Below are 11,296 nucleotides of genomic sequence, written 5' to 3'. Positions count from 1 at the left end.
CCTGTCAGTCTCACATCGGACCAACGAGCACCACGTCGATCAACCCGACAGTCAGCACGAACAGGACCATCGACGACAGCAGCGTTCGCCCGATATGATACGCGAACAGCGTTCGGTCCATCCCGTATCGGAGCGCGTACGACAGCGGCGTCATAATGAACGCAAGCATGATCAGATAGATAGCCACAACCACGCCAAGGTTCTCGATAGCCAGCGTCGTCGCATCACCGAGTCCCTGAGCCATCTCGAAGTCCTCGGCACTGAGCATTTCGGCCATGCCGACCGTCGCGCCGCCGACCATCGGCCCGAAGTACGCGGCAGTGTTGTCCAGCGTGCTGGTGACCTGGACGAGCTCGCGTTTCGTCTCGGCCTCGACCTCCTCTAGCTCTTCGAGATGGTCGGCCATCGAGACGATTGCGCGTCCCGCAGGCTTGCCTTCCTCGCCAGCGATGGCGAGCAGGGCAGCCATGCTCCGCGCTCGCTGACTCGGGACGTCCCGGAGCGCGCCGTAGGTGCCGAGAAACGCCTCCTCGACGCCGGTGTGGAGTCGTCGCTGGACGCCAGCCGCATGATCGAAGACATCGCCGGTCTCGGCGGGGACGCGTTCGGCGGCGAGATCGATCGCCGATTCGACTGACTCGCCCTCCGATACCTGTCGACCGACGATATACAGCGCGTCGGTAAGATGCTCCTCAACGTCCCGAACGTGATTGCGAAGCGTCAGGACGGGGCTGTAGATCGCCAGTAGGGCGACACCAGTTCCGATACCGAGTGCACCAATCAGCGAGAGATAGCCCGGACCGACGGCTTCGATGACGAGGTACGCACAGACCGCAACGAAAACACCCCAGCCGGCCCGGATCCAGAGTCGATCCGGAAGATCGGGATGATCGCGGCTGATCTGCGGCGGCGGGAATGCCACCGGACGGCGCACCAGTAGCCACAGCGACGCGGCGATCAGCGACAACGGTAACACCACGTTGTACAGCAGGACGAAGATCCAGATATTGAGTGAGATGCCAGCCATCGGCGCGGCAGGCACCAGCGCAATCAGGGATAATGGAAGCAGGATGCCAAACGCGAACAACATCGTCGTCGGCGCGCGGATCGAGGCAGTAAACTCCGCCATCTGACTTCTCGTGCCGTTGAGGATCGCCGATAGCGATCGATCGAGCGTGCGGGCACGCTCGCCCTCAGGGGCATCCTGTGCCGTCGACAGCAGCGTCGAGGAGCGCCGGAGTGCCGGAAAGTACTCCGACCACTCGTCCGAAAAGGAGAGCAATCCGGCGTGGGGCGTCCCCTTCGATCGTTTGAAGTGAGCCCCGAGGCTCCGCGAGAGCGGCCCGTCGCCAGTGTCGGCCGCGAACCTGACTGCGTTCTCCAGAGAGGGTTGGATCTGCATCCGCAGGACCGTCCGCCCGATGAGGTTCGGCGTCTCGCCGAGTGCCTCGGTCCGCCGAAACGCCGCGGCGAGGTGGGGCCACGAGTGGACACCGTGAACCGCCGCGAGCGCGCACGTTACGACGAACACACCCACGAAGAGGAACGGAATATCGAACAGTACGAGCGGTAACGGTGCCAGTCCGCCGAGGACCCCCGCACCATAGCCCGCACGGACTACCGTCTCCGCGTCGTACGGCGCGTCGATAAATCGCACCGAGTCGACCAGTTCCTCGCTAGCGTCGACCTCGTAGGGATACAGCGTGGCCAGTCCCCGCAACCCCGTGTGTTTCACGTGCATCGTCACCCTCGATCCATATACGCCGATGCTACCTCCTCCGGCGAGAGCCGGCCGTCGGCGGCCAGTCGTTCGATCCGTTCGGTCCGCTCGGCGATCGCCGCACGGACATCGGCGTACTCCTCGGTCGGTCCGGCCATCTCGTTGACAAAGCGACTCTCCCCCCGATCGATCCGTCCGGTCGCTGCTGCCGTCTCGCCGTCGAGTTCGTACAGCGGCTCGAACCAGATCTCGTCGCCATCGCCCAGCACCTCCTCGATCCGGGCGACCCGCCGACTCCGCCCATCTTCTGTCCCGTACGCTTGCACCGTGACGACAAGGTCGGTCGCACCGAACGAGGACGGCTCGACGTTAAGATCGGAGACGACCCGCTCGTACACCTCATCGCCCCCGTCGCCGTGGATCGTCCCGAGCACTGCGTTGGCGTTCGCGCCGACGCGCATCGCCTCGTAGAGCACCTGGGCTTCGTCGCCCCGGATCTCTCCGACGACCAGCGCACCATCGCCGAGACGTAGCGCGGTCCGCAGAGCGTCGGCGGGCGAAATCTCCGGTCCGTCGCCCGTCCCAGTCCGTAACGCCTGCACGTCACGGCCGACCGACTGGAGCGGCCCAACCGGAAGCTCCGGCGTATCCTCGATTACGACCGTCCGGGTTTCTGGCGTTACCTCGTAGAGCAGGGTCCCGAGCAGTGTGGTCTTCCCGGAGCCGCGCGTCCCCGCGATCATCGTGGCCGCGTTGCGCTCGATCGCGGTCGACAGGAAGCCTGCGACCTCGGCGGGCATCGTCCCGTTTGCGACCAGGCCGGGAATCGTAAACCGGTCGTCGGACTGCTCGCGGAACGCGAAGCCGATGCCGTCTGCTACCGGGTCAGTGACGCCCGCGATCCGCAGGCCGCGACCGTTTGCAAGCGAGGCAGTCGCATCGATCGTCGGCTTCGCTCGCGAGAAGGCCCGGCCACTGGTCCGGCGCACTCGCGAGGCAAGTGCCTTCGCGCCCCGCTCGGTGAGATGGACGTTCGTCTCCATGGCCTCGCCGTCGAGTTCTACGCGAAGCGGGTTGTTCGTCACCGGCGAGGTGACGTACACGTCCGTAACTGCCGGGTCGGAAAACAGATCCTCGAGGATCCCGTACCCCTCGGTATGCTTTTCGAGGACGGTCGTCAGCTTCGGGTCGACGGGGTCGTCGGAGACGAACTCGATCGCCCGGGAGGGGGCACGATCCCCCTCGACCCAGCCTTCCGCGATCGCCTCGTAGCCCCCCACGACGAGGTCACGTTCCTCCGGCGATAGCGAGAGATCCACGATGTCGAGGGCGTACAGCGGCAACCGGTCCTCGCGCTCGTAGATCCGTGCCGTACTCCCGGTTTCCAGTTCCCGGACGTCCTGGAGCCGTGCGGAGTCGTCGATCGAGCGGTCGACGTAGTAGTACGCGATCTCCAGTCCCACGCGCGGGGCGAACACGTCCGCATACGTATCGACCCCCGCGATGGCGTCGAGGAGCCCGGATTCGAGCGCCACGTCGCCGATAGCATCGACCCTGGTCTCCAGTTGGGTGCCGGCACCGATCGGATCCCGGGCCACGTCACGGGCCAGCACGTCGTCGCGATCGCCGAGCAGCTCGACGAACCGTCCAGCAGCCCCGAAAAAGCCGGTGCCGGCACTGTCGTAGCGATGTTTCAATCCCTCCGAGTAGACGACGATCGCCTCGGCGTCCCGCGTCGCGAGTTCCTCGACGACGGAATGGCGACACGCGGGTGACGTTGCGAGGTCGCCGCTACAGTCGTCCGCCTCGACGACGAGCGTGCGATCCTCGAACTGCAGGCTACAGCCACAGTGGGACTCTGTCGACTCGTCGAGCAGGCCCTCGAGGCCGAGTTCGGAGAGCCACCCCCGGACCGTATGCTCGACTCCGTCCGTAGACATGTCGTATCTGGCTCGGCATTTGATTTAAAATTATACACTGCAACGACAGGCCCCCGCGCCTCGATCGCCCGGTGTGAATCACCAGTACCCGACGGTGACGGTCGGTCGTGCGACAGACGTGGCTTCCCTCTCCGGTACGTCGACCGGGGCAGCGACGCGACCCGGTGCCTCGCGTGGCGGGGGATTGGCGACGACAACCGGATCACCTGAGCCGTCCCGGCGGAGTTCGAGGGTCAGCACCTGCGTTCCGGACGTCCCGACCCGCGTCGTTCGGTTTTCCGTGGGCTCGTGGTAGACGATCCGCTCGTCGAGGAGTTCACGGCCGGTCGTCCCGTCCTCGAGCGTGTACCGGACGACGCTCGCGTCAGCCTCGGGTAACGGTTCGATCTCGAAGTGGTCGACGCCGACGGTCGTCAACGACGCCTCCGGTATCGTCACCTCCACGACCCGGCTGGGGTTCGGATGTGTCTCCGGCGTCGTCTGCTCGGTTTCTGCGAGATCGACTGCCGCCGCTTGGATCTCCGAAGCGGTACTGAGAAGCTGGCTTTCGGTGTTGTCGACCGCCGTGGCATCGATGGCGATGACAGCCATCCCCAGGATCGCCACCGTCAACAGCGCCGCCAGCACGTACCGGATCATCCGAACTTCGATCGCAACGAAGTAAAGAGTCCGTCATCCTCTTCATCGCCGGTCGCCGTGGTGGCCGGCTCCTCGCTGACCGCAGTGTCGACGGTTTCCTGGTCGGCAGTGGAGACCGGCCGGTCCATCCCGTCGTCGACCGTTGCCGTCGGTTCCTCGTCGACGATACCGTCGATCGCCCGCTCGGGCGTCGGTTCGTCCTGGAGAAAGACGAACTCGCTGTCGTCGTCGGCTTCGTCGCCCGGCTCCTCGTCCTCGTTCGAGGCGTCCGCGTCGCCCTCGTCCTCCAGCAGGACGCCACCCCGCAGGTCGTCGAGTTCGACCTCGATCGCATCCAGCTGACGTTCGAGGCGATCGACCGTCGCGACGGCCGTCGCCGCCTGCCGTTCGACCTCCTCGTTGACCGACTCGACGTTGCCGACGTAGCCCTCGATCGACTGGGCCGTCGCTTCGAGTTCCGCAATTCGCTGTTCCTGTTCTTTGACCCGGTTCTCGAGCTCCGCCACGGTCTCTGCCAGCTCCGTCAGCTCGGATAGCTCGTCGAGCGAAACGTCGCCATCGACGACGACGCGTTCGACCGCCGAGAGTCGCTGGTCGAGCCGATCGATATCAGTCATATCCCGTTTGCGCCCCGATCGTATTTAAATTTCTACAGTCTCCGTCGATAGTAGTACGACGATCAGTCCAGTTCGGCGACTTCGCGCGCACTCGGACTGCCACCGCCGTGTGGGGTATCCCGAAACCGGACCTGGGCGGCGTGGATCGTCTCCGTCGCGTCGTCGATTACGACGACTTCGCCCGGCTCGGTGGGGAGGCGTTCGTCAAGCGACTCGTTCATGTACGTCGGCTGGGCGGCGGTCAGCGCCTCCAGGTCGGCTTCGGCGGTCAGCCGGTGGGAGATCAACACGTCGGACTGGGAGATCGCGGTATCCGACACCGCGCTGGGCCGTTGTGTCGCCAGCACGAGGCTCACGCCCGGTGCGCGCCCGCGTGTGAGGATCGTATGCAGCGCGGGCTGGCCGACGCCGCCGAAGAAGGTGTGGGCCTCGTCGATCAGCAGCCACGGCAGTCGGTCGATCGACTCGTCGATGCGCGCCCGGTACAGTGCCTCGCCCACGCCCCGACAGACGGCGTTCATCGGCGCGGCGTCCAGCCCCGATATGTCCAGTACAGAAATTTCCGTGCCCGAGAGTGCCGCGGCGTCGAGCCCATCGGGATCGAAGACGCCCCACGAGTCCGCGAGGTCGATGTGGTTCACTGCCGCGCGGACGTCGTTGGCCGGCGCATCGCTGGCCTCGACGTGTCGGCGCATCCCCGAGAGCGTGCTCGACTCCTGGGCGGCCTGCCAGACCAGCCCACCGGCCCCGCTTTCGGGCGACAGCCCGAGCAGTGAACACCACGACCGCGGATCGAGCGTGTCCGCGGAGACCGCCGGGGCGTCCAGCACCTCGACCGGTACCGGCTCGCCATCTGCCCCGTCTCCAAGCGTCCCGAAGACGCCCATCGGGTCGATGACGACCGGTGCGACGCCGGGTGCCCGCGCCAGTTCTTCGGCGACGACGCCCATCGTAAACGACTTCCCGTAGCCGCGTTTTCCCACGATCAACATCGCGTGCGGGCCGTCGAGATCCACGTGTAGCTTTGCCCCCTCACTGCCGTCGAGTGCGCGATACCGCCCAAGATAGCCCGCTTGCTCGGGATCGGCATCGTTGCCGCGACCGATAACGAAGCTCATGCTAATATTTGTCCCGGTATCGGATTTAAACTTTTGAGTCAAAGTTTAAGTTACAAGACGAGCCAATCGGGGTATGAAGTCGAAACGACCGCAGGACACGACAGAATCGGACCGTTCGTTCCTCGGGGACGAACGGGCGATCGAGGGACTGCCGATCAGACTCGTCATCGCGCTGGTCATCGGCGTCGCCTCGCTCGGGATCATGCTGCAGATCCTGGGCGGCGTCGGAACGTTCGAGACCGATACCGAGGTGGATGTAGAATTTGAGGACCCATCTATTGAGGAGGGTGAAAACGACGTGACGGTCAATGTCGTTGACGAAGACGGAAACGAAGTAACTGATGCCGTAGTTGTCGCAGAGGCAGGTAGCGTCCGGATGGATAATGCGTTGTCCGCCCAAACGGGCCCTGATGACAACTCTGTAACCTTTGCATTCGGCAGGGATGCCAATATGGAACTTCCCCCGGATCAGTCGACTGGCGAAATAGAGTTTATCGTTCAGCCACCAGCCGACTCAAACTGGGCGGATGAGGAACCAAATAATAAATTGCTGGTAATCGAAAGTTAGTGAACGGTATGGCAAAAAAATTAATTTGCGTCTGTTTACTGGTTGCCTCACTAGCTCTATTAATTAGTCCTGTTGCCGTAGTAGGTGACAGTTCAACATCATCATTTGAGCTGGACGGCGAAGGAACAGAAGCCGATCCCTACGTCATCACCACAGCCGAGGAGCTCCAGGCAATGGAGCAGGACCTCGAAGCACACTACGTACTCGGGAATGATATCGACGCAACTTCAACCGACAACTGGAATGCAGGGGCAGGATTCGACCCGATTGCAGAGGACACCATTGGAAGCGGTAGCGGCCCAGCCTTCAGCGGGACGCTTGACGGACAGGGACATACGATCTCCGGACTCGTAATTAACCGTCCTGGCGAGCAGTATACTGGTCTGTTTAGTGGCCTGTCAGGGACGGTGAAAAATACGAAACTCGAAGATGTTGAAGTATCCGGCAACAGGTATGCCGGCAGTGCAGTCGGACATCTCACCGGAGAGGTCCGGTCAGTCGCCGTCACGGGGCAGGTCGAGTCCTCCGACGAACCCGTCGGTGGGGTCGTTGCTCGTAGCTCGGAAGGCGTTATTACGCGCGTGTCGGCAGATATCGATGTCTCCGGTGAGGGTCGCGCAGGCATTATCGTGGGGAGTGGCGGTGCCACGATTTCGCAATCGTATTCGACAGGCACTGTACGAGCTACTGATGGCCGTGCAGGTGGCATCGTCGGCTACCATATTGGCTCGAGTCAGATCCGAAACTCGTACAGTTCCGCCGAGGTGGTCGGAGACACCGTTGGCGGTGTTGCAGGCCACGTGGATGCACCAGTAGCCAGTACGTACGCTTCTGGACCAGTCGATGGAACTGAAGAAGTTGGCGGATTTGCTGGAGAGGTTCACGTCGATTCGCCATCCCCCTCTGACACGTACTGGAGTATAGACAGTTCGGGCACCACCACAGGAACCAGCGTAATGAATACTGGGGAAGAACCAGCACAAGAGTATAGTACTGGACTCGGGCAAGCCGAGATGACCGGTGCAGCAGCCGAACAGAACATGAACCTCAACTTCGAGGAGTACTGGACAACCACTGACGAGTACCCGATCTTGCAGTGGCAGGTCGAAGACGTGGATCTCTCGGTAACCCAGTCGACGATCGGTGAAGGCGAATCCACCAGTGCAACCGTCGAGTTGGTCCTGCACGACGGATCGACTGTCACCGCCAGCGAAGTTGCGGACTACGACAGCGAAACGGCCATTGCCTCAGTCGATGATGGCTCTGTCGAAGCGAATTCGATCGGCCAGACCGACATCACCGCAACCGTTGCTGGTCAGTCCGATACAGTGAGTGTCGAAGTGCTGGAACCGCCGAGCATCGAGTTCCTCGACGCACAACTGGACACGGAAACTGTCGTTGAAGGGACCACCGCGCAGGTCAGCACAACCTACGAGAACACTGGTGGGCCAGGATCGGAAACGGTCTCCGTGGCGGTTGCTGACGAACAGGCGAGCATCACGACGTTCCAACTCGACGCTGACGAGGAAACGGCCGAGACGATCACCTGGTCGGCCGACGATGAAGGAATGGTCTCGCTCGACGATGAAGAGTTGGCCGAGTTGGAAGTCGTCGATCCGGCAAACGTCACTCTTCAATCAGTCGAGCTGCACGAGGAAGCGACGCAGGATCGTGAGTACGAGATCGAACCGGTCTTCGAGACTGATCTCGACACGAGTGTCTGGACCACCCTCGAACTCCGCGTTGACGGCGACCGGGTCCTCGAAGACGAGTTCGAGGTGAGCGAGGACGGAGCGGTTGATTCCATCAAGTACGCTCACGACGAGGACGGTACAACCACTCACGTCGTCGAACACTATGACGAGACCCAGACTGGGACCGTCGAGGTTCTCCCACCTGCTGACTTCGAGCTTGACGACCTAGAAGTCTCCGAGGCAGTCGAACAAGGTGACACCGAGACGGTGAGTGTTACAGTACGCAACGTCGGCGGCGGCATCGACGACGCCGACATCACGCTCGCACTCGACGGCGAGGAGGTCGACACGCAAGCAGTCACTCTCGACCGCAACGAGGACACGACGATTGAACTCGACGCCGCGTTCGACGATGCAGATGACGTAGACCTCACCGTGAGTTCGCCCGACGACGAGATGACCCAGTCAGTGACCGTCGAAGCTGGGGAAAGAAACGGGGATGACGAAGCCGACGATGACGGTCTGCCTGGCTTTACCGCAGTTGCTGGGCTGTTGGCCGTCCTACTGACGGCCGGTTCCATCGCTCGTCGCCGCTAGTCCAGCACTCTTTTCCAATCGAGACCGGTGTTGTCCCACGTGATTCATTGTCTTGTTGTTGTCTAAATTTAAAAAGCAGGACGAGCCAACCAGAGTATGAGCACGAGACGATATCGAATACTTGCTTTCGCTGGAGTACTCTTGACAGTTCTCGCTGTCTCCGGGCTCGCCATCGGTCCGGCAGCAGCCGACGAGGCAGCCGACCTTGACGAGCTGGCCGGCGAAGGAACGGAAGCAAACCCATACGTTATCACCACCGTCGAAGAGCTCCAGGCGATGAACCAAGACCTCGAAGCACACTACGTGCTCGGCAATGATATCGATGCGAGCGAGACTGACGCGTGGGATGCTGGTCAAGGATTCGTTCCTATCGGCGACCGTGTCAGTGGTGACCGGAGTACCACGTTGTTTAGCGGAAGCTTCGACGGACAGGGACATACGGTTACAGGGCTAACCATCGAGCGTCCCGGGTCCGATTATGTTGGTCCCTTTGGTGGTTCTTCTGGAACCATCGAGAACGTGACGTTCGAGGACGTAGATATGCAGGGTAACACAAATGTGGGTGGTGTCGTCGGTTACACGACCGGCGAAGTCCGGTACGTCACTGTCACTGGAACCGTCGAGAGTAAAGAAGGGGACATCGGTGGCATCGCCGGGCGAGTAAGCGAAGGCACTGTCGAACGGGCTTCTGTCGACGCAACTGTGCGTAGTGGTGAGTCACACGCCGGAGGTGTTATCGGAACTACCTTTTCGGAAATAACAGAGGTGTCATCAGCTGGGACCGTCCACAGTGAGGACGCAGTTGCTGGCGGAGTCGTTGGCCACCACGCCTCGGACGCGGTTGTCACACAGGCGTACAGCTCCGCGGATGTCAGTGCACCCATCGGTGTCGGTGGAGCCTTCGGATCACACGACGAACCCTCGATCGGCGTGTACTCGACCGGCGCTGTCGATGCCAGTGAGGAAGATCCCTATGGGTTCGCCGGATTCATCCCTAACAACGGGGCTGCTCCGTCGACCGCCTACTGGGATGTCGATAGTTCGGAGACTGACGTAGGAATCGGCAACGATGACGAGCACGCAACAGGGCTCCGAACGAGCGAGATGACCGGTGCAGCAGCCGAGGAGAACATGGATCTGGACTTCGGCGAGTACTGGACGACCACTGACGAGTACCCGATCCTGCAGTGGCAGGTCGAGGAGGTCGATCTCTCGGTAACACAGTCGACGATCGGTGAAGGCGAATCCACCAGTGCAACCGTCGAATTGACACTACACGACGGATCGACTGTTACCGCCAGCGAAGTTGCAGACTACGACACCGAAGAAGCCATCGCCTCAGTCGAAGACGGCTCTGTCGAAGCGAACTCGATCGGCCAGACTGACATCACCGCAACCGTCGCTGGTCAGTCCGACACAGTGAGTGTCGAAGTGCTCGAACCCCCGAGCATCGAGTTCGTCGACGCTGAATTAGACACCGAAACTGTCGTCGAAGGAACCACCGCGAAGGTTAGCGCCACCTACGAGAATACTGGTGGGCCCGGCTCGGAAACAGTCTCCGTGGCAGTCGGCGACGAGCAGGCAAGCATCACGACGTTCCAACTCGACGCCGACGAGGAAACGACCGAGACGATTACCTGGTCAGCTGATCGATCAGGAACGGTTTCGCTCGGCGACGATGAAGAATTGGGCGAGTTGCAAGTCGTCGAGCCGGCAAACGTCTCACTCCAGTCGGTCGAACTGCCCGAGGAGGCAACGCAAGACCGAGAGTACGAGATCGAACCGGTCTTCGAGACTGATCTCGACACGAGCGTCTGGACCACTCTCGAACTTCGCGTTGACGGCGATCGCGTCCTCGAAGACGAGTTCGAGGTACGGGAGGACGGGACGGTCGAGCCGATCGAGTACGTCCACGACGAGGACGGCACGACCACGCACGTTGTCGAACACTACGACCAGACCGAAACCGGCACCGTCGAGGTGCTGCCACCTGCTGACTTCGAGCTTGAGGACCTAGAAGTTCCCGAGACCGTCGAACAGGGCGACACCGAGACAGTTGGCGTGACAGTTCGCAACGTCGGCGGCGGCATCGACGACGCCGAGATCGCGCTCGCACTTGATGGCGAGGAAGTCGACACGCAGGCTGTGACGCTCGATCGGAACGAGGACACGACTGTTGAGTTCGACGCCACATTCGACGACGCGGGCGATGTGGAGCTCGTGGTCAGTTCACCCGACGACGAGATTGCCCAGTCGATGACAGTCGATGGCGGCGACGAGGGCGAGAGCACGGACGAATCCGACGACGATGACGGCTTGCCTGGCTTTACCGTCGTGGCAGGACTGGTCGCCGTCCTGGTAACCCTCGGAGCTGTGGCTCGTCGGGAGTAACCGACTTCAGAA

The 11,296-nt window shown here is 61.9% G+C and carries 8 protein-coding genes; 3 read left to right on the top strand and 5 right to left on the bottom strand.

Annotated features, from left to right (window positions below):
• Positions 1–10: 10 nt before the first annotated feature.
• From AArcSt11_RS04455 to AArcSt11_RS04435, 5 genes are all read right to left on the bottom strand, one after another.
• Complete coding sequence (locus AArcSt11_RS04455) at positions 11–1,741, bottom strand: secretion system protein (RefSeq protein ID WP_250595032.1); 1,731 nt, start codon at positions 1,739–1,741, stop codon at positions 11–13.
• A gap of 2 nt (positions 1,742–1,743) precedes the next feature.
• Complete coding sequence (locus AArcSt11_RS04450; protein ID WP_250595030.1) at positions 1,744–3,660, bottom strand: type II/IV secretion system ATPase subunit; 1,917 nt, start codon at positions 3,658–3,660, stop codon at positions 1,744–1,746.
• Between the two features lie 78 nt (positions 3,661–3,738).
• On the bottom strand, positions 3,739–4,299 hold the full coding sequence (locus AArcSt11_RS04445; RefSeq protein ID WP_250595028.1) for a DUF7311 family protein: 561 nt from the start codon (positions 4,297–4,299) through the stop codon (positions 3,739–3,741).
• Positions 4,296–4,916, bottom strand: a complete 621-nt coding sequence (locus AArcSt11_RS04440; RefSeq protein WP_250595026.1) for a DUF7310 family coiled-coil domain-containing protein — start codon at positions 4,914–4,916, stop codon at positions 4,296–4,298. The genes AArcSt11_RS04445 and AArcSt11_RS04440 overlap by 4 nt, the downstream gene beginning before the upstream one ends.
• 62 nt (positions 4,917–4,978) lie before the next feature.
• A complete protein-coding gene (locus tag AArcSt11_RS04435; protein WP_250595024.1) occupies positions 4,979–6,034 on the bottom strand; it encodes an ATP-binding protein in 1,056 nt (351 codons plus the stop codon).
• 73 nt (positions 6,035–6,107) lie between these two features.
• On the opposite strand from AArcSt11_RS04435, the gene AArcSt11_RS04430 reads away from it, so the two are divergent.
• The 3 genes from AArcSt11_RS04430 to AArcSt11_RS04420 all read left to right on the top strand — a co-directional run bounded on the left by AArcSt11_RS04430 (position 6,108) and on the right by AArcSt11_RS04420 (position 11,284).
• A complete protein-coding gene (locus tag AArcSt11_RS04430; protein ID WP_250595022.1) occupies positions 6,108–6,602 on the top strand; it encodes a DUF7382 domain-containing protein in 495 nt (164 codons plus the stop codon).
• Positions 6,603–6,775: 173 nt separating this feature from the next.
• Entirely contained in the window at positions 6,776–8,893 is a 2,118-nt protein-coding gene (locus AArcSt11_RS04425) for a COG1361 family protein (RefSeq protein ID WP_250595020.1), read from the top strand.
• Between the two features lie 141 nt (positions 8,894–9,034).
• Positions 9,035–11,284: a GLUG motif-containing protein gene (locus AArcSt11_RS04420; protein ID WP_250595018.1), complete on the top strand. Its 2,250-nt coding sequence runs from the start codon at positions 9,035–9,037 to the stop codon at positions 11,282–11,284.
• Positions 11,285–11,296: the final 12 nt, after the last annotated feature.

It is taken from the genome of Natranaeroarchaeum aerophilus (genome assembly GCF_023638055.1).
In the GTDB taxonomy this organism is placed as follows: domain Archaea; phylum Halobacteriota; class Halobacteria; order Halobacteriales; family Natronoarchaeaceae; genus Natranaeroarchaeum; species Natranaeroarchaeum aerophilum.
This window is presented reverse-complemented; position numbering and strand designations above follow the sequence as displayed.

Bases quoted from the DNA above. Each gene is read 5' to 3' on its own strand.
- AArcSt11_RS04425 (WP_250595020.1), top strand. From the start codon at position 6,776: ATGGAGCAGGACCTCGAAGCACACTACGTACTCGGGAATGATATCGAC.
- AArcSt11_RS04430 (WP_250595022.1), top strand. From the start codon at position 6,108: ATGAAGTCGAAACGACCGCAGGACACGACAGAATCGGACCGTTCGTTC.
- AArcSt11_RS04440 (WP_250595026.1), bottom strand. From the start codon at position 4,916: ATGACTGATATCGATCGGCTCGACCAGCGACTCTCGGCGGTCGAACGC.
- AArcSt11_RS04455 (WP_250595032.1), bottom strand. From the start codon at position 1,741: ATGCACGTGAAACACACGGGGTTGCGGGGACTGGCCACGCTGTATCCC.
- AArcSt11_RS04450 (WP_250595030.1), bottom strand. From the start codon at position 3,660: ATGTCTACGGACGGAGTCGAGCATACGGTCCGGGGGTGGCTCTCCGAA.
- AArcSt11_RS04445 (WP_250595028.1), bottom strand. From the start codon at position 4,299: ATGATCCGGTACGTGCTGGCGGCGCTGTTGACGGTGGCGATCCTGGGG.
- AArcSt11_RS04435 (WP_250595024.1), bottom strand. From the start codon at position 6,034: ATGAGCTTCGTTATCGGTCGCGGCAACGATGCCGATCCCGAGCAAGCG.